This window comes from Haloferax mucosum ATCC BAA-1512, from assembly GCF_000337815.1.
Taxonomy (GTDB): Archaea; Halobacteriota; Halobacteria; order Halobacteriales; family Haloferacaceae; genus Haloferax; species Haloferax mucosum.
Genome location: NZ_AOLN01000018.1, coordinates 419,967 through 437,951, shown reverse-complemented (window position 1 = coordinate 437,951; position 17,985 = coordinate 419,967). Strand labels below are relative to the sequence as shown.

Annotated in this window: 21 protein-coding genes; 9 read left to right on the top strand and 12 right to left on the bottom strand. The window is 64.7% G+C overall.

What is annotated here, in order from left to right; translation table 11 throughout:
• Positions 1-27: 27 nt before the first annotated feature.
• Positions 28-1,011, bottom strand: a complete 984-nt coding sequence (locus C440_RS14895; RefSeq protein WP_008321433.1) for a class I SAM-dependent methyltransferase — start codon at positions 1,009-1,011, stop codon at positions 28-30.
• Between the two features lie 259 nt (positions 1,012-1,270).
• On the opposite strand from C440_RS14895, the gene C440_RS14890 reads away from it, so the two are divergent.
• A complete protein-coding gene (locus tag C440_RS14890) occupies positions 1,271-1,933 on the top strand; it encodes a helix-turn-helix domain-containing protein (RefSeq protein WP_008321432.1) in 663 nt (220 codons plus the stop codon).
• 42 nt (positions 1,934-1,975) lie between these two features.
• On the opposite strand, the gene C440_RS14885 is transcribed toward C440_RS14890, so the two are convergent.
• Positions 1,976-2,419, bottom strand: coding sequence for a universal stress protein (locus tag C440_RS14885; RefSeq protein WP_008321431.1), 444 nt, complete (start codon positions 2,417-2,419; stop codon positions 1,976-1,978).
• Between the two features lie 75 nt (positions 2,420-2,494).
• On the opposite strand from C440_RS14885, the gene C440_RS14880 reads away from it, so the two are divergent.
• Positions 2,495-3,211 carry a TVP38/TMEM64 family protein gene (locus C440_RS14880; protein ID WP_049915904.1) on the top strand — a complete coding sequence of 239 codons (717 nt, stop codon included), beginning with the start codon at positions 2,495-2,497 and terminating at the stop codon, positions 3,209-3,211.
• Here the strand turns inward: C440_RS14880 and C440_RS14875 are convergent.
• From C440_RS14875 to C440_RS14845, 7 genes are all read right to left on the bottom strand, one after another.
• On the bottom strand, positions 3,186-5,972 hold the full coding sequence (locus C440_RS14875) for a cation-translocating P-type ATPase (RefSeq protein WP_008321429.1): 2,787 nt from the start codon (positions 5,970-5,972) through the stop codon (positions 3,186-3,188). The two genes, C440_RS14880 and C440_RS14875, sit on opposite strands and share 26 nt — an antisense overlap.
• A gap of 52 nt (positions 5,973-6,024) precedes the next feature.
• Complete coding sequence (locus C440_RS14870) at positions 6,025-6,465, bottom strand: pyridoxamine 5'-phosphate oxidase family protein (RefSeq protein ID WP_008321428.1); 441 nt, start codon at positions 6,463-6,465, stop codon at positions 6,025-6,027.
• 74 nt (positions 6,466-6,539) lie between these two features.
• Complete coding sequence (locus tag C440_RS14865; protein ID WP_008321427.1) at positions 6,540-7,016, bottom strand: universal stress protein; 477 nt, start codon at positions 7,014-7,016, stop codon at positions 6,540-6,542.
• Positions 7,017-7,046: 30 nt separating this feature from the next.
• Positions 7,047-7,370, bottom strand: a complete 324-nt coding sequence (locus C440_RS14860) for a hypothetical protein (RefSeq protein ID WP_008321426.1) — start codon at positions 7,368-7,370, stop codon at positions 7,047-7,049.
• Positions 7,371-7,446: 76 nt separating this feature from the next.
• A complete protein-coding gene (locus tag C440_RS14855) occupies positions 7,447-9,930 on the bottom strand; it encodes a heavy metal translocating P-type ATPase (RefSeq protein WP_008321425.1) in 2,484 nt (827 codons plus the stop codon).
• A gap of 2 nt (positions 9,931-9,932) precedes the next feature.
• A complete protein-coding gene (locus C440_RS14850; protein ID WP_008321424.1) occupies positions 9,933-10,727 on the bottom strand; it encodes a sulfite exporter TauE/SafE family protein in 795 nt (264 codons plus the stop codon).
• A 1-nt stretch (position 10,728) separates the two neighbouring features.
• Positions 10,729-10,959 carry a hypothetical protein gene (locus tag C440_RS14845; protein WP_008321423.1) on the bottom strand — a complete coding sequence of 77 codons (231 nt, stop codon included), beginning with the start codon at positions 10,957-10,959 and terminating at the stop codon, positions 10,729-10,731.
• A gap of 168 nt (positions 10,960-11,127) precedes the next feature.
• On the opposite strand from C440_RS14845, the gene C440_RS14840 reads away from it, so the two are divergent.
• The 6 genes from C440_RS14840 (at position 11,128) to C440_RS14815 (ending at position 14,856) form a co-directional block, all read left to right on the top strand.
• On the top strand, positions 11,128-11,355 hold the full coding sequence (locus C440_RS14840; RefSeq protein ID WP_049915965.1) for a hypothetical protein: 228 nt from the start codon (positions 11,128-11,130) through the stop codon (positions 11,353-11,355).
• A gap of 1 nt (position 11,356) precedes the next feature.
• Positions 11,357-11,899, top strand: a complete 543-nt coding sequence (locus C440_RS14835) for a cytochrome c oxidase subunit II (RefSeq protein WP_008321421.1) — start codon at positions 11,357-11,359, stop codon at positions 11,897-11,899.
• Positions 11,899-13,668, top strand: coding sequence for a b(o/a)3-type cytochrome-c oxidase subunit 1 (locus tag C440_RS14830; protein ID WP_008321420.1), 1,770 nt, complete (start codon positions 11,899-11,901; stop codon positions 13,666-13,668). The genes C440_RS14835 and C440_RS14830 overlap by 1 nt, the downstream gene beginning before the upstream one ends.
• Entirely contained in the window at positions 13,665-13,859 is a 195-nt protein-coding gene (locus C440_RS14825) for a hypothetical protein (protein ID WP_008321419.1), read from the top strand. The genes C440_RS14830 and C440_RS14825 overlap by 4 nt, the downstream gene beginning before the upstream one ends.
• Positions 13,860-14,065: 206 nt before the next feature.
• Positions 14,066-14,287 (top strand): hypothetical protein, encoded by a 222-nt coding sequence (locus C440_RS14820; RefSeq protein WP_008321418.1) that lies wholly within the window; start codon positions 14,066-14,068, stop codon positions 14,285-14,287.
• A 137-nt stretch (positions 14,288-14,424) separates the two neighbouring features.
• Positions 14,425-14,856: a universal stress protein gene (locus tag C440_RS14815; protein WP_008321417.1), complete on the top strand. Its 432-nt coding sequence runs from the start codon at positions 14,425-14,427 to the stop codon at positions 14,854-14,856.
• A gap of 37 nt (positions 14,857-14,893) precedes the next feature.
• Here the strand turns inward: C440_RS14815 and C440_RS14810 are convergent, their stop codons facing one another.
• Complete coding sequence (locus C440_RS14810; RefSeq protein WP_049915903.1) at positions 14,894-15,298, bottom strand: hypothetical protein; 405 nt, start codon at positions 15,296-15,298, stop codon at positions 14,894-14,896.
• A 46-nt stretch (positions 15,299-15,344) separates the two neighbouring features.
• Positions 15,345-16,400 (bottom strand): S1C family serine protease, encoded by a 1,056-nt coding sequence (locus C440_RS14805; RefSeq protein WP_008321406.1) that lies wholly within the window; start codon positions 16,398-16,400, stop codon positions 15,345-15,347.
• Positions 16,401-16,607: 207 nt separating this feature from the next.
• Between C440_RS14805 and C440_RS14800 the strand changes: the two genes are divergently transcribed.
• A complete protein-coding gene (locus C440_RS14800; protein ID WP_008321405.1) occupies positions 16,608-17,267 on the top strand; it encodes a bifunctional 4-hydroxy-2-oxoglutarate aldolase/2-dehydro-3-deoxy-phosphogluconate aldolase in 660 nt (219 codons plus the stop codon).
• A gap of 13 nt (positions 17,268-17,280) precedes the next feature.
• On the opposite strand, the gene C440_RS14795 is transcribed toward C440_RS14800, so the two are convergent.
• Positions 17,281-17,976, bottom strand: coding sequence for a carbonic anhydrase (locus C440_RS14795; protein WP_008321404.1), 696 nt, complete (start codon positions 17,974-17,976; stop codon positions 17,281-17,283).
• Between the last annotated feature and the right edge of the window lie 9 nt (positions 17,977-17,985).

The following is a 17,985-nucleotide window of genomic DNA, read 5'->3' as shown; positions in this document are numbered from 1 at the left end:
GTGTCTGCCGGTCGTCAGCACGCGGCGCTACGCTTTCGTCAGGCGAACGTCCAAACAGACGTTGTACTCGTGTGGGGCGTACGAGCGGACGATTCGCTCTTCGACGACGGCAACTTCGTAGGCGGGTTCGGCGGCGGCGCGGACGGCTTCGAGTCCGGGTCCGAACGGGTCGTCTTCGTGCTGGATGTCGTAGAGGTGGATGAGACACTCGTCGCCGGCGAGCAGAACGGCCGTGTCGAGGAACTCGTTGGCGCTGTGCGGGAGGTTCATGACGAGACGGTCGGCCCAGCCTTCGTAGTCGTCTGCGACCGTGCGGACGTCGCCGTGAATCGCAGTGAGTCGGTCACTCACGTCGTTTCGGACCGCATTCTCGCGCAGGAACTCGACGGCGGCGGCGTTCAGGTCGCAGGCGACGACCTCGGCACCGGCGGCCGCGGCCGGGATTGCGAAGGGACCGACGCCGGCGAACATATCGAAGACGCGCTCGTCGGGGTGAATCTGTTCGACGATGCGGTGACGTTCGGTTGCGAGCCGTGGTGAAAAGTAGACCGTATCGATGTCGAGGTGGAACTCGTGGCCGTACTCGCGGTGGACCGTCTCTGTCGAGTCGCCGACGAGCACGTCCCAGTCGCGGATACGAAGCTCGCCTTTGATTTTCGACGCGCGGTTGACGACGGTGTCAGCCGTGAGGTCGGAGGCGACGATTGCGTTGGCGATTTCGCGTGCGCGCTCGGGGTCGTCCTCGTCGAGGATGACTATCTCGCCGAGGCGCTCGTAGGACGGCTCGAATCCGAGAATGTCGGTGGGTGTGGTCTGTGTCTCTCGGGTTGGCGGCTCGTAATCGACGACTTCGAAGTCGGCCGGTACGGCGTCGGCATCGACGATAGGGATATAGAGGTGGCCTTCAGAGACGGTTATCTCGTGGTCGTGGTCCAGTAGGTCGGCGTCGGCGAGGCGTCTGCGCGTCGCTTCCCCGGATTCGCGGGCGACGCGGACGCAGGGGACGTTCATAGTTTCACCACTCCGCGACTCCGAGTAAGCGTGACGCTTCACGCGTGGGGGGACATATAATGCCCTGATTAGTCAGGGCGTACGCATAGGTTCCCCGAGCGAGTAGCCTCATTTGCCCACAAACCAAACGACAATTGTCGTGCCAGTGGGCGTGCCTCTGACAACGTTTTGGGCCTTGCCCGGGCCCATTCATTCGGTCCTCCATTCTCCGACTCTAATGTATGGGTTTTTACACCATCGGGGAGAGACCATCATACTGATGAGTTGTATCGCGGATTTTATCATTCGAAGTCCGGACCTGCCGCTGGCGGCCGCTATGGAGCGCGCTCCAGCGGTGCGACTCGAAGTCGAGCAGACCATCGCGACCGACCCGGAGCGTCCGCTCCTTTTCGTGTGGGCGTGCGGCGGCGACTTCGATAACTTCGAATCCGCGATGGAAGACGACGAAACCGTCGGCACTCCCGAACTGCTGGAGTCGTTCCCCGACCGCCGTCTGTATCGCGTACAGGTCTCGGAGCACGCCGAAGCGGTCATCTATCCGAACGATGTCGAGGTCGGTGCCTCGCGTCTCGACGTGACGGTCACATCCGACGGCGTCCACACACGAATGCGGTTTCCCGACCGCAACGCGTTGATTCGATACCGCGAACTCTGTGGAGAGATGGGGCTGGAGATGTCCGTTCGGCGAATCTATCGCGGCGATAGCGGCGATTCGACGCGCTACGGACTGAGCGACAAACAGCGACGCGTACTCACTCTCGCGGCCGAACAGGGCTACTTCGACGTTCCGCGTGACGTGGCGCTTTCAGACCTCGCCGAGGAACTGGGAATCTCGCCGCAATCGACGTCAGAACGCCTCCGACGTGGCATCGACCAATTGGTCTCGTCAACGCTCGCGTCCGATTGTCTGTCCGACGGCTAACGGCCACCACGCCGAGGCGGTGGTTTCGGCACCGACTGTCGGTCACCGAACGACCGTAACGCTGACCGGCGACCGCTCGGTGACGAGTTCGGCGACGCTGCCGAAGAGGATATCTGTCTCGCCGGAGCGGCCGTGGCCGCCGACGTATATCGCGTCGATGTCGTTCTCGCGGGCGTGTCTAACGATTGCGCGGGTTGGGTCGCCCCGCACGGTTTCGGTCTCGATTTCGACGCCGGTTCCGTCGGCGAGTGCCGTGAGTGCCTCGAATATCGCGTCGGCGACGGCTTCTGCCTTCTGGTACCACGCCGCTGACCCGTGAAGCGGTTCCATGCTCACATCCACGTCGATTGGCGCGCTGTACCCCGGACCGGTCGGGTCGATGACATGCAGTGCGACGACCGTCGAGCCGGCGTCAGCGACCGCGTTTTCGAACGCTCGCTTGGACAGCGGGGACCCATCGACGGCGACGAGGATGGTCTCTGCCATGGGAGACGGTACGTGTGCTCGGCACAAAACGTTCCCGCGGTTGGATTTTTGCCCGTGGCGGTCGTTATGTCATCCGTGTTTCGCGTACCCGTCCTCTTCGAGTCGGCGGCCGACCGCTGGCGGACGATCCTGTTTGCGACGATTCTCGTCGCCGTCGCGGTCCTCGGCGGGTCGGTGCTCGTCGAGCAGTTCCCGTTTCTCGCCGACCCGCGTGCGCTCCGAACGTGGCTTCTCGGGTACGGCGCGGTCGCTCCGCTCGCGTTCATCGCGGTGCAAATCGCGCAGGTGCTCGTCGCCCCCGTCCCCGGACAGGCGCTCGGATTCGCAAGTGGGTATCTCTTCGGCGCACTATGGGGGACGCTGTACAGTATGGTCGGTATCGTCGTCGGCACGGCCCTCGCTATCAGTCTCGCCCGGTTGTTCGGCCGCCCGTACGTCGAGCGCGTCATCACCGCCGACGCGCTCGCGTCCTTCGACGGCATGATGGCCAACCACGGTCTTGCCGTCATCTTCCTCGTCTTTCTCGTCCCGGGACTCCCCGACGACGCCCTCTGTTTCGCCGCCGGACTCACCGACATCCCGGTTCGACGAATCGTTCTCGTGGCCGCAATCGGTCGCTTTCCGGGCTTTTTCCTCGTCAACTCGGCGGGTGCCGCGGCCGCCGACGGCGACCCGTTTTTGACCGCCGTCCTCCTCACGCTTCTCGTCGCCGCCTCGGTCCTCGGGTATCTCTATCGAGACCAGTTACTCTCGGCCGTCTCGACGGTCACGACTCGAACACTCGGTCGTTGAGGCGGACGAGAAGCAGGTTTGCGACGAGGAAGGGGACGAACGCCCCGGCGATCCACCCCCACGCTTCGAGTCCGAGCGGGACGACGCCGAAAATCGACGCCGCCGGCGTGTAAAGCAACACGAGCTGGAGCGCGAGCGAAAGCCCGACTGCACCGAGAAGCCACGGGTTCGAGGTCGGAGAGAGCCGATACCGAAGCCGAACCGACTGAGTGCGGACTAACTCGCCGGTCACGAGGAACGTAAACAGAACCGTCTGAGCGACGACGAGGTCGCCTGTCTCGGCGAGCGCGTAGAAGAACACGGCCAGTCCAGTCGCGGTGAGCGCCACGCCGATGCCAAGAATCGAGACGATGGTTCGAGCGTCGAGAACGCCCTCGTGTCGCGGTCGCGGCGGGCGATTCATCACGTCGTCCGACTTCGGGTCCGCGCCGAGTGCGAGCGCGGGAAAGCCGTCGGTGACGAGATTAAGCCACAAGAGCGCGACGGGTGTGATGACGAGCGCGGATTCGGTGCTGAACGCGTCGGGAAAAAAGAACGCGCCGAGGAGCGTCCCGAGGAACACGACGAGCACCTCACCGGCGTTCGCAGAGAGGAGGTAGTTGACGAACTTGCGGATGTTGTCGAAGATGCCGCGCCCCTCGGCGATGGCGTCGCGGATGGTGACGAAGTTGTCGTCTCGGAGCACCACGTCGGACGCGCCCTGTGCGACCTGCGTGCCCCGTTTGCCCATGGCGATGCCGACGTCCGCGTTGCCGAGTGCTGGCGCGTCGTTGACGCCGTCGCCGGTCATCGCAACCGTGTCGCCCGCGTCTTGGAGCGCTCTGAGGATTCGGACCTTGTGTTCGGGCGAGACGCGGGCGAACACGCGCGTTTCTGCGACGGCACGGTGGAGTTCGTCGTCGCTCATCCCGGCGACTTCGACGCCGGTGCGGACCGACGAGTCGTCGATGCCGACCTCGCGTGCGATTGCGCGGGCCGTCTGCGGCGTATCGCCGGTCGCCATCGTCACGCGAATCCCGGCGTTTCGGCAGTCTTCGACCGCTTCGGCGACGCCGTCTCGCGGCGGGTCGGTCATCCCTTGCAGGCCGAGGAAGACGAGTTCGGATTCGAGAGTCGATTCGTCGGCGTCCGGGTCGGCGTCCGGGGCGTAGGCGAATCCCAGCACCCGGAGCGCGTCGGCGGCGAAGTCGGCTACCGCCGCCTCGACGTGGCGTCTGTGTGCTTCTGTGAGTGGTTCGATAGCGCCGTCGATGAGCACGCGGTCACACCGGTCGAGCACCACCTCCGGCGCGCCTTTCGTGAGCGCGAACGGGCCGTCGCCGGGGGCGTCGAACGCGTCAACGACGACGGTCATCCGCTTTCGTTCGGAGGTAAACGAGAGTTCTCTGAGTCTGTCGTCGTCGGTGTCGCGTCCGCTTCCACGCTCGACGCGTCCGTCGCCGGCCTCGCGCCCGACTCCGAGTTCGGCCGCGACGCGCACGAGCGCCACCTCGGTCGGGTCGCCGCGATAGCCGCCGTCGGCGAGTTCGCCGGCATCGTTACAGCGAGACCCGCAGGCAATCAGCGCCGACAGTCCGGAATCGGGATTCACGGTGTCGGCATCGAGTTCGACCGCCCGGTCGCCGGGGAGCCACGCCCGCGTGACAGTCATGCGATTTTCGGTCAGCGTGCCCGTCTTATCGGTGACGATAGCGTCCACCGAGCCGAGGCTCTCGACGACAGAGAGGTTGCGGACGAGCGCGTTTCGTTCGAGAAGCGTCCGCGACCCCAACGCGAGGGTGAGCGTGACGACCGCGGGGAGACCCTCGGGGACGGCGGCGACGGCGAGCGTGACGGCGACGAGAAGGACGATAACGGGGTCCGTCGCGGTGGCGAACAGCTGAATCGCGGCGATGGCGAGGATGAGCGCGACGATACCGATGCCGATGCGGCGTCCGAGTCGGTCAACCTCGATTTCGAACGGAGTCTCGCGCTGTCGAACCTGCCCGAGTTGGTCTGCGATGGCTCCGAGTTCTGTGTCCATCCCGGTCGAGACCACGACCGCTTCCGCCCGCCCGCGAACCACCGTCGTCCCCGCGTGGAGGACGCTTTCGTGGTCTCCCAACGCCGCGTCGGAATCGACGGCGACCGAGGATTTCCCGACCGGGACGCTCTCTCCGGTCAGGGTTGACTCGTCGGCGCGGCAGTCCGCGGCGCTGAGAATCCGGGCGTCTGCGGGCACTGCGTCACCCGCTTCGACGATGACGATGTCGCCCGGAACGACCTCGTCGGCGGGAATCTCACGTATCGCTCCGCCGCGTCGAACGGTTGCATCCGGCGTTGACATCTCCCGTAGTGCGGCGAGCGCCCGTTCCGCGCGGAAGTCCTGCACGAAGCCGAACAGCCCGTTTCCGAAGAGAATGAGAAGGATGAGTGCCGCGTCGGTGTAGCCCGGTTCGCGGCCGGGGAGGAACCCGACGGCCAGCGACAGCCCGGCGGCGACGAACAACAGGAGGATGAGCGGGCCGGTGAACTGCGAGACGAGAAGCGAAAGCGGCGAGACGCCGTCTTCCTCGGTCAGTTTGTTCGGGCCGTGGGCGTCGAGTCGGCGTGCGGCCTCGTCGTCTTCGAGACCGTCGGCACTGGCGTCGAGTGTCGAAAGCGCCGCCTCGGGGCCGAGAGCGTGCCACTGAACGTCCTCTCGGTCGTCGTCTTCCGCCACCGGGACCGGCGTCTGCTCGTGCACAGTTCGGATGAACGACACGCTGGGACGTATGTCCACCGGCGATTTTCAGGTCGTTGCAGTCGGCGATACACGGACGTCCCACCCCGAGTTACCGCGCCGTTTCGCGGCCGGTCAGTTCGTCGAGTTCGAGTTCGACGATGTGGATGTCGAGGTCGTCGATTTCCTCGTCGAAGACGCGCACGCCGCCGTACCGCTCGTTGATGGTCGCGTCGTCGGGTCGCTCGTCGTCCGGTATCAGACGAACCGGCCCGCGGGCGAGGATGCTCCACGAGTCCGCTCCGGCGTCGTCGTAACAGACGAACGTCGCTTCGTCGGTCGCCTCGATGAACGCGAACTTCTCGCTCGTTCCGTCGTCGGTGAGTCGAAACAGGAGTCGGCCGCCGTCGGCGTCGTGGTGGACGTGCGCCGGAATCGCGTACGAACGGTTCCCGTCGGCGAGTGAGAGCACACCGGACGACGCGTCGGCCAACCGCTCGGCGACAGTCTCGTCGTCCATCCCGACGGTGTAGACGTAGTTGATATCTCGCATACGGGCAGTTTGCGCTCTCGTCACATGAAACGGTGGTGCGTCTCTGTGTGACTCAGCCGTGTTCGGTCTCCCGGTTAGGGAAGATAGAATTCAGACTTCGGATACCGCTCGCGGATGTGCGGCGGCGCGTGCCGGACGATGTGGACGTTGTAGTCGTCGTCGCTCGCAACGTTGCCACCGATACTGACGAGCGGCACGACGACCCGCCCGGCGTTTTCACTGCCGACGAACACGATAGTGGCATCTTTTTCGTGAGCGACGTCTTTGAGCTTCGCAACGATGTTTCCCGGTGCGGGGTTCCGTCTGGTCGGAACCGCTCGGAACGACGCCGACGGCGCGACTTTCACGACGGTTCGGTGGAGTTCGCCCACGACGGCGCTTCGGTCGAACGATGCCTTCGTCGGAACCCACCCCGCCTCGACGGCATACCTTGGGTCGTCGGGGACGACTGCGGCGGCGAGGACCTCCGTGCCTGCCTGTTTTGCGAAGTTCGACGCCCGAGAGAGCGCCGCGTTCGCCAACTGAGAGCCGTCGTATGCGACGAGATACATACTAGAACGTCACTCGGTGGGGATGATAAGTCAGTTGTCAGCGAACGACTGGAGGTGCCCGTCGGTCGTCGGTGCGAGCTGGTCAACCGCGTCCTGTGCGGCCGCAGTGACTTTCTCGGGGTCGCGGTAGGAGTCGCCGAATCCGACCTCGCGTCGGTGCCACTCGCCGTCCGCGTGGGCGAAGATGTCAACCCACCAGTAGAGCGTGAGGCCGCGCGCGAACTCGGTGACTACGACCCGGTAGTCGGCGTCCGGTGACTCGTATATCGTCTGTGCGCTCGCGTCGTCGGTGTCTCCGTCTGTTTCGACGGTCCACCCCTCCGGAATGGTGAGCGAGAAGGGGTCGTCGGTCATCGTCTCCCCCGACGTGACGAAGTGACTTGACTGATACGTTCCCGGCGATGGTCACGACGGGCAAACCAGTCGCGGGTCAGTCCAGCGACCGCGCGGAGTTGGCGACGACGAGCAAACTCGACGTGCCCATCGCAACGGCGGCGAAAAGCGGGTTGAGAACGCCGAGTGCGGCCAACGGGATGGCGACCGCGTTGTAGCCGAACGCCCACGTCAGGTTCCCGCGGATGCGACGGTTCACTCCGGCCGAAAGCGAAAACACCTCGGGAATCGCGTCGATATCGCGGCCGACGAGCACCGCGTCGGCGGCGTCGCCGGCGATATCCGTCCCGGTGCCGAGTGCGATACCGATGTCGGCCGCGGCGAGCGCGGGCGCGTCGTTGCTCCCGTCGCCGACCATCGCCACGGTGCCGCGGCTTCGGAGTCGTTCGACCGTCTCGGCTTTCGCTTCCGGCGGCACGCCGGCGAACACGTCGGTCACGTCCGCGTGGTCGCGGAAGCGCCGCGCGGCACGCTCCGAGTCACCCGTGAGGACGACCACGTCTCGGTTGCCGTCGTCGGCGACGGCCGAAACCACGTCGTCCCACGCCTCGCGGGGTTCGTCGCCGACGACGAGGACCGTGCTGGCGCAGTCGCCGCGGCCGACGACGACCGGGACAGCGCCGTCGGTTCGTGCGCCGTCGATTTCGTGTTCGAGGTCGGCGTCGATTGTCAGCCCTCGCTCGCGGAGCATGTCAGGGTGGCCGACGACGAACTCGTCGCCCGAGACCGTTCCCGAGACGCCTCTGTCGTGGACGGCGACGTCGTCGGCGGCGATGTCCGGCACATCGACGCCCGCTTTTTCGGCCGCCTCGACGACGGCGGTTGCGAGCGGGTGCGCCGAGAAGCGTTCGAGCGCCGCGGCCGCCGCGAGCGCGTCGTCGGGTGCGGCGTCGGCGCGCTCACCGACGGCCCTGAGGACGGTCATGTCGCCGTCGGTGAGGGTTCCCGTCTTGTCGAAGACGACCACGTCAACGTCCGGAACCGCCTCGAAGACGGCTTCGGAGGCGACGACGATACCGCGACCCGCGGCCGCTTTGATGCCCGACGCGACCGCCAGCGGCGTGGCGAGACCGAGCGCGCACGGACACGAGACGATGAGCACGGTGAGACCGACGAGGAGTGCCTCCGTCGCCGACGCGCCGCCGAAGAGCGTCCAGCCAAAGGCGAGGACCGCGAGGACGAGTACGGTCGGGACGAACACGGTCGCCAGTTTGTCCGCGAGACGTTGGACGCCCGAGCGGGCGCTCTGGATGTCCCAGAGCAGTTCGACGAGTCGGTCAAGAGTGCTCGTGGCGTCCGCGCCGACTTCGACGACGAGCGGTCGGTCCGTGACGACGGTACCGCCGAGCATGTCGTCGCCGGGGCGTTTCGTCCGTGGCATCGACTCGCCGGTGACGAGCGCTTCGTCAACCGCGGCGGTCCCCTCGGCGACGGTTCCGTCCACCGGAACGCGCTCTCCGGGCCGGACTTCGACGTAGTCGCCCGCTTCGAGTGCGTCGAGTGGAACCGTCTCGACGCGGCCGTCGATGTCGTCTGTTCTCTCGTCCGTGTCGTCGATGTCGTCTGTCCGTTCGTCGGCGTCGGCGATTCGGCGGCGGGCCTCCGAGACCCGCGAGGCCGCGAGGTCCGAGAGCATTCCTGCGGCCTTCCGCTTGATTCGGTCTTCGTAGTAGTTGCCGACCGTCACGACGAGGATGATAGCGACGGTCACGTCGAAGTAGACGTGCGTCTCCCCGAGGACGACGGCGGCAGTCGAGTAGACGTACGCGCTCGTCGCCGCGAGCGAGACGAGGAGGTCCATGTTCGGTTGCCCGGCGCGGAGGCTGACGAGCGCGCCGCGAAGGATGGGAAAGCCGGTGTAAAACAGGACAATCGAGGTCATCACCCAGATGTTCCCGAGGATGTAGACGCCGTCGAAGACGCCGAGTTCGACAACTGGTGAGAAGCCGACGTAGGTCGGGTACAAAAACAGGACGTACCACATCATGACCATCATCCCGAAGACGCCGCCGCCGATGACGAACCGAGCGACCTGGTTGTCACCGCGCTCTGCGGCGTTTCGCTCCTCGGGGTCGCGGGTGCCGTACCCGTAGCGAGAGAGCGTCCCCAAGAGGTCGTCGAGGTCGGCGGATTCGGGGTCGTAGGTGACGCGAACCATGTCGTTTGCATAGCTCGCTTCGGCGGCGTAGACGCCGTCGCAGGTCCGTGCCGTCCCCGAGACGAACGCCTCACAGGTGGCACAGTGCATCCCATCGACCGCCATGTAGGTCCGCTCGGCGTCGTCCGGCACGGTCGCTTCCTCGCCGGCGAGTTCTCGCTCGACCGTCTCGGGGTCGGCGCTGACGGCGTCGCCGAGGACGCGACTGATTTCGAGACAGCCACGACAGCAGAACTCGCCTTCGACGTCGTCGTCGGCCGTGACGGGCGGATTCGGGGTCGGCAACCCACAGAGCGTACAGCCGTCAGTGCCGTCTCCGTCTTCGTCGCCGCCCGCCCCCCGTGTCCGCGTTTTCGTCGCCATGATTACCCCAACGGCTGGTAGAACGGGATGTGCAGGTGCGGGACGTGGATGCCGAGAAGCATCAGTCCGTGCGACAGCGAGATGTACCCGAGAACGAGGAACGCCGCACCGAGCGCGCGGTGAAGCGTCGCCCGCCGCCGCGCCGACACCTGCCCGAGGAGCGTCCCGTAGAGGAACAGCGTCGGAATCGTCCCAAGACCGAGGAGACCGAGAAGCGCCGCCGCCCGAAGCGGTGCACCCGTGGCGAACGCGTAGAGATACGCCGGGTAGATAATCGGACACGGAAGCAGACCGTGTATTGCGCCGAGACCGAGGATTCGCGGCCCGCCGACGAGCGTGTCTACGCGCGCGGTCGCCCACCCGCTGATGCGGCCGAACAAACGCGTGACCACATCGGGTGTCAGTCGGTCTATCGCGGCCGACCGCCCGACGAGATACCCGATTCCCGTGAGGATAATCGCAGTGCCGACGAGCAGTCCCGTCGTCGCCCGAACGCCGCTTCCGACGGCGGTCACCGAGTCGAACGCGCCGAAAAACAACGTCCCGGCGAGCGCGAAGAGACCGCCGATAAACGCGTAGCTCACGGCCCGCCCGAGGTTAAATAGCCCGTGCTGTCGAACCTGGCGAAGCGTGAGTGCGTTCGTTCCGTCCTGTTTGCTCAGTCTGTCCGCGTAGACGCTGACGAGCGGCCCGCACATCCCGAGGCAGTGTGCACCGGCGAGCAGGCCGACGAGGAGGAACGCCGCGGCCTCGGGCGTGGCGGCGTCAACGGCGGGTGGTGTCGCTCCGCCGTCCATCTCAGGCGGTGTCGGCGTGGTCGTGGTCGGCGTCGCGGTCGGTCTCCGAGTCGGCGTCGTGGTCGTGTCCGCCCTCGGTCGGACTCATCAAGAGGTAGATGATTGTCGAGATGAGAAGGACGTTGGTGGCGGTGACGACCCCTGCGAGTGGGTTTTTCGTCACACCGAAGACGATTGCCGGTAGGAGCGCGAGTAGTGCGATGGTTCCGGCGAGCCGTGGCGTGAGTTCCATATCGGATGATTCGTGACCACCCTGTTTCGGATTTCGTCGATTCCAACGGAATGGGAATGGCCTGCTGTCTTCAAGTCTTATACTTCCTCATGACCGGGTATGGCCGTTGATTCGACAGCTGAGGGAGCCGCCGCGGCCCCGGCGTCACACGCCTCCGATACCGAAGGCGTGCCGGCAGACGCGGCATCCCAAAGCAGTTCTGGGCAGGCGGACCCTCGCGCCGATTCCATCGTCGGAGCGGCCGACGACGATATCGTACGCGAGATTGAACACGACGATTTCGACCCGGTCGGGACGCTCGTACTCGTGCTCATCTACATGTCGATTCTCATCGGGATGTGGGTGTTCATGTACTTCATCGAGTTCCTCGGACGGGGACTAACGGTGGTGGGCTAACGTGGAGATACACACCTACGAGAAGGTTTGGCTGGCGCTCTCGCTCGTTCTTATCGTCGGCTTCATTGCGACGATTGCGTACGGCGCGTCAGCCGGTCCTGGCATCGACATGATAGACGACAAGGGCGGAACCGTTGACCCGGCGACGCTCGACGAACACCCGAAGTTCGGTGACCCCGGCATCGAAAAGACCGGCGAGAACCAGTACGATGTGTACGTCGTCGCCAGACAGTTCGTCTTCGAACCCGGCACGTCGGAGCCGCTTCGCGTGCCCGAAGGAAGCACCGTCACGTTCCACGTGACGGCCGCCGACGTCATCCACGGCTTCGAAGTCGTCGGCACGAACGCGAACACGATGGCGATTCCCGGTCAAGTGGCCGAGTTTACGGTCGAATTCGACGAAGCCGGTGAGTACGGTATTCTGTGCAACGAGTACTGCGGTTCGGGCCACCACGTCATGGAAGGAACGATTCTGGTCATGGAACAGAGCGAATTCGACAGTTGGTACGAACAACAGGAGCAACAGACGGGGGGTGAGAACTGATGGCGACCACACGGAGCGACCGCGCGTTCGTCGATAAGTTCCCCCACGAGGCGGCCATCGTCAAGGCGACGTTCCTCGTCGCGTTCGTCGCCCTCGGCATCGGCGCGTTCTTCGGACTGATTCAGGCGCTTCACCGGACCAACGTCCTTCGGGTCATCGAGTCCGCGGACTACTACACGATGCTGACGGGCCACGGGGTCCTCTTGGCCATCGTCTTTACCATCTTCTTCCTCTGCGGCGTCTTCCACTGGGCCGTCGCACGAAGTCTCAACCGCCCCGCAGAGAGCAGATTGTTCTCGTGGGCGTGGGTCGGGTTGATGACGACCGGAACGGTCCTTACGACCGTCGCCATCCTCGGTGGTCTCGTCCCGAACCTCGGCATGAGCGCGGACGTGCTGTTTACCTTCTACGCGCCGCTTCAGGCACACCCGCTGTTCTACATCGGGCTGGCAATGTTCATCGTCGGAACGTGGCTCGCGGGTGCCGATTGGTTCCTCTCGTACCGCGCGTGGCGGGCGAACAACTCCGGTGAACGCATCCCGTTGCAGACGTTCATGGTTCTGACGACCATGATTATGTGGTACGTCTCGACTATCGGTGTCGCCGTCTCGGTCGTGTTCTTCCTCATCCCGTGGTCGCTCGGACTCATCGAGAGCGTCAACCCGCTTCTCACCCGGACGCTCTTTTGGTACTTCGGCCACCCAATCGTCTACTTCTGGTTGATGCCGGCGTACCTCATGTGGTACACCGTCCTGCCGAAACTCGCCGGCGGACGACTGTTCAGTGACCCGCTCGCACGTGTCGTGTTCCTCCTTTTCCTCTTGCTTTCGACGCCGGTCGGGATTCACCACCAGTATCTCGACCCCGGCATCGCGGAGGGCTTCAAGTTCATCGCCATGACGAATACGATGTTCCTGCTGTTGCCGTCGCTTCTCACGGCGTTTACTGTCGTCGCCAGCATGGAACACGGCGCACGCCAGCGCGGCGGAAAGGGGTACGTCCGATGGCTCGGTGCGCTCCCGTGGCGTGACCCGGCGTTTACGGGCATGGCCCTCGCCGGTGCGATGTTCGCCGCAGGCGGCTTCTCCGGCATGATAAACGCCGGCATGAACATCAACTACCTCATCCACAACACGCTGTGGGTGCCCGGCCACTTCCATCTGACAGTCGGGACCGCCGTCGCACTGACGATGATGGCGGGGTCGTACTGGCTCGTTCCGCAGGTCACTGGAACAAAACTCTACAGCCGACCGATCGGTCTCCTGCAGGTCATCATGTGGTTCGTCGGCATGGTGTTCATGTCGAACGCGATGCACCGCGCCGGGCTGGCGGGTATCCCGCGCCGGACCGCAGAACCGCAGTACCAGAACTTCGAGTTCCTGACGCCCATCGGGAGCATCTTCGAACTCCGCGTGCAGATCGCCCTCGGCGGCACGCTGTTGTTCCTGTCGGTGGTGTTGTTCCTCTTTAACATCCTCCTGACCTCCCTCGGCGACGAATCGGACCGCCCGGTCGATGCGGCACTTCCCGAACCTCTCTCGGGTCCCGAGGGAAGCCCCCGAATCCTCGACAACCTCGCCATGTGGACCGGTATCGCCGCGCTTCTAGTCATACTCGCCTACACGCTTCCGTTGGCTGGTATCATCCAGAACGGCGGCGGACTGTTCGGCGGCGGACTGCCCGTTCCCGCCACGCTCTCGGCGGGTCTCGACTTCGTGGTCGTGACGGTTTCGAGCGCGTTCAACACCCTGCTGGGGGTGATCGCATGAAGTTCACGAAGGCACGAGCACTCGTCCTCATCGCGTTCAGCGTTCCGCTCGCCATCGAACTGCGGACGGTTGCCGGCTTCTTCAACGTCGAGTTGCCGCTCATCGCAGTCGCGGTGATCGAGTTCTTGTTCCTCGCCCTGCTGTTCGTCCTGTACGGACTCTACGGCGAAGGCTCGGAATCCCCGGCATAGGCGACGACGCGACAGTCTCGACGGCTTCGGCCTCAACTGATTTTTCACCTGCTTCGACGGGACACACCGGTGTTTCGGTCTCCGTCGTCGTCGCTCGACTGACGTATAATATCCCCCGCATATCGGGGGCCACAGCTGGCAATTTCCCGAATTTTGGGAAGGAGTCTCCGGCTATATTGAACTCCCCACCGTAGTTGCACGTGATCATGCGCAACTTCGACCTGATGAAAGCCGGTATCGGTCTTGCGGTCGTCATCGGACTCGCTCTCACGGCGGTCGCCGGATACGCCCTGCTAACGACGTTCGGCGGTATCGACGGGCTGACTGTCGCGCCCGAACTCTTCGTCTCCGTCCTCTTCGGCGGGATTCTGGTCGTCTCCGCGGCCGCAATCCGCAAAGTCGCCCCCAAGCCGCGGACCCGTATTTGAGCGCGTTCGGCGGCGGTTCCAACACCTCCATTCTCTCGAACTCAGTAACGTGAGCGGCCGCACCAACGCCCCAACCGAAGCGTCGTACGGTTCCGCTGACGCGAAACATCATACGCCCGGAACACCAACAGAGTGACATGTACGACACGATTCTCGTTCCGACTGACGGGAGCGACCGCGCTCGGACGGCGGCTCGCCACGCCCTCGCGCTTGCCGACGCGTACGGTGCGACGATTCATGCGCTGTCGGTTATCGACGCCGGCGACCTCGGGCTATGGACCTCCTCCGACGTGCCGGTCGAACAGGTTCAGGACGGACTTCGAGACACCGCCCGGACGGCGGTCGAAGAAATCGCGGCGCTCTCGGAGGCTGACAGCGTCGTCTGTGAGACCGACGTTCGAATCGGCGTTCCAGCTCGGGAGATTCTCGCCGTCGCCGACGACATCGATGCCGACCTCGTGGTGATGGCAACCCACGGACGGACGGGACTCGAACACGCGATTCTCGGAAGCACGACTGAGCGCGTCGTCCGACTCTCTGATGTGCCCGTGTTGACGGTTCGAGCGTGAGTTTGCCGGGGACTTCGAGAGCGATACGCGAGACGACTCAGGCCGTCGTCCGAAGTCCGTCGTGGAGTACACGCCGCCCGTAGACGAGCAGTCCAATCGTGCCGAGTACGCAGATGAAACACGGGAGTATGCCGCGGCCGCCGACCCACAGTCGGAGCCCTCCCCAGACGAGGAATCCCGCCGACAGCCCGGCACGGTGCGCCAACGTCCTGTTAAACGGGGTGAATCCATTGCTGAGGGTGGCGAGACAGAGGGCCGCGGAACCGACGACAGCCGGAAGCCTCGGCGAAACCCAACCGGCGGCGTACAGACCGACCGACGGCGGATGCGCAGAAGACACACCTGCGGCGAGCCGTAGCGGAGCGGTTGCGTCGAACAGTGGTTGTTCCGGTGGGATTGTATCCAGCGGGTCATCGGTCGAAGTGACGGAGTGAGGAGACACGGAACTAAATTAAAAATGTTTGACAAATAACTGACCCCCGGAACGACTACTCCACTGGAATCTGGCTTCCACCATCTCGGCCGTCACGCCTTCCCCCCGTAGCGGGTCGCTCGTCCAGTTGGACGACGAGCGTCATGGGGTCGCCGTCGCGGAGGATATCGACCGCAATCGGTTCGCCGGGGCGCGTCTCGGTGATGAGATAGCGCATCAACTCCTCGTGGGTTCGAACCGAGTTACCTTCGATAGCGACGATAACGTCGCCGCCGACGGGAATGTTTGACCCGCGGTGGCGGGCCGTTCCGTGACAGCCGCTGAGGGACTCGTCGCTCGTGTCGGCACCAGCGGCATCGACGACGAGTACGCCGCGCGGTGCATCGAGCCTGTTCGCTTCGGCGACAGTCGGTGTCACGTCCAGGGTCCGCGCCCGGAGGTACGAGTGGCGGTAGCGGCCGTCCGAGACGAGGGCTGGCAGGATTCGGTTGGCGATGACGGGTGAGACAGCGAACCCGATGTTGTCCCCCTGTTTCGCTCGGTTGACGCCGACGACTTCGTACGAGGAGCCAGTGCTGTCTTCGCCGCGCTCGGCGTCGGCATCCGAGACGAGTCCGACGAGCGGCCCGCCCGAGTTGCCGGGGTTGATGGGGGCGTCCGTCTGGACGACGTCTGGGATGGCAAAGCCGTTAGAGGTCGGAAGCGACCGATTCGCCCCGGAGACGATGCCCGCCGAGATGGACCCGTCGAGTCCGAGCGGATTGCCGAGCGCGGCGACGGCGCGGCCGGGTGCGGGGTTTTCGGTCGCCAACGGAAGCGCGGCCGCGTCCGCCGGAAGCGTCTCGACGGCGACGACCGCGAGGTCGGTGTAAGCGTCGCCTCCGACGACCTCACCCACGCGCCACGACCCGTCGGCGAACCGGAGTTCGACGCGGCCGCCGTCGCTCCCGCTGGCGAGTCTGGAGACGTGTTCGTTGGTCACGAGATGCTTGTCGTCGTAGACGAAAGCGCTCCCGGCACCGCCGCGTCGATGGCGGCCGCCCACGTAGACGGAGACGACTGACGGAATAACGTCGCGGTACAGCGCTTCGAAGTCGGGTTCGAGAGACATGGTGGTGCGTCGGTGCGGGCGACACGCTCCGCAACCGTCGCTTACCTCGGGTTAGTACTCAGCGAATTTGAACATGTCGTCTGTTATCATTATACAAGACGTTCCGCGGTTCCGGACGTACCGGGCCGCACTCGCCGTGGACGCCGTTCGCATCGCCCGCTCCGAGGCCCAAATTTATTAACGCATGTAGTAAACACCGAACCGACAATGGTCGCACTCGACGTACACGAGGACATGCAACGACTCGCCGACAGCGGCGTCGTCGCGGTGATGCGCGGCGCGGACGCCGACACCATCATCGACGTGGCTGACGCGCTCTACGAGGGCGGCATCACGGCCTACGAAATCACCGCCGACAACCCGGACGCGATGGACCTCATCAGCGAGGTGTCGGCGTCGTTTTCGGACCGCGAGGCCATCGTCGGCGCGGGGACGGTCCTCGACGCACCGACTGCCAATGCGGCCATCCAGGCCGGTGCCGAGTTCGTCGTCGGCCCGAACTTCGACGAGGGCGTCATCGAGACCTGCAACCGCTACGGGACGCTCGTCGCACCCGGCATCATGACGCCGACCGAGGCGACCGACGCCTACGCCGCGGGCGCGGACTTCGTGAAGGTCTTTCCCGCATCCTCGCTCGGACCGGGGCATCTCAAGAGCATGAAAGGCCCGCTCCCGCAGATTCCGATGATGCCGACCGGCGGCGTCGGACTCGACAACGCCACGGACTACATCGAAGCCGGTGCGGTCGTCGTCGGCGCGGGCGGCGCGCTCATGGACGACGAAGCAATCGAAAACGGCGAGTTCGAATCCATCACCGAGACGGCCCGCGAGTTCTCGCGGCTTATCGACGACGCGCGAGCCGAGTAACCGATTCGACGGTCTACCGAAGCGATTTCACGCGGTCAGCGAACTCGTCGGGGACCCGCTCGACGATAGTTTCTGGGTCCGAATCGCCGTTCGCGGCGACGAGGTACGCCGCGCCGTCGTCGTCGCCGTAGGCATGCTGGAAGTCGTAGACGAACCCCCAGCAGTCGGTGGATTCGGGGACCTCGTCGCTCTCGACGAGGAACTCGACTTGGCGGACGACCGAGTACTCGACCAGTCGGTTGACGGCGTCGTCAGTCGAGGTCTCTTCGTCGAAGAGGCCCAATTCTCGTGCCTCTTTGACCAGCGGAACGAGACGCGAGACGGCGGCTTCGAGGGCCACCGGGAGGTCTTTCGCGTCGTCACCGACGACGAACTCGTAGGCCGCTTTGATGCCGCCGCACCCGGTGTGTCCGAGGACGACGATATCCGAGACGCCGAGTGAGGCCACCGCATAGCCGACGACGTCGTTGACGACGAGTGTGTCGTTGACTGCTGTCCAGACCTGGTTGGCGACGTTGACCGACTTGAACAGTTCCCCCGCCTTGTTGGTGTTCCAGAGTGCTTCGACGGGTACCCGAGAGTCAGAGCACCCGATAGAGACGATCTGTGGTCTTTGCGTGTCCCGAACGCCTTCGAAGTAGTCTACGTCTAAGTGCTCGACGTGGTATTTGTTTCCAGCCACGAGCGACTCTAGTACCGGATTCGCCATTGTGTCGGA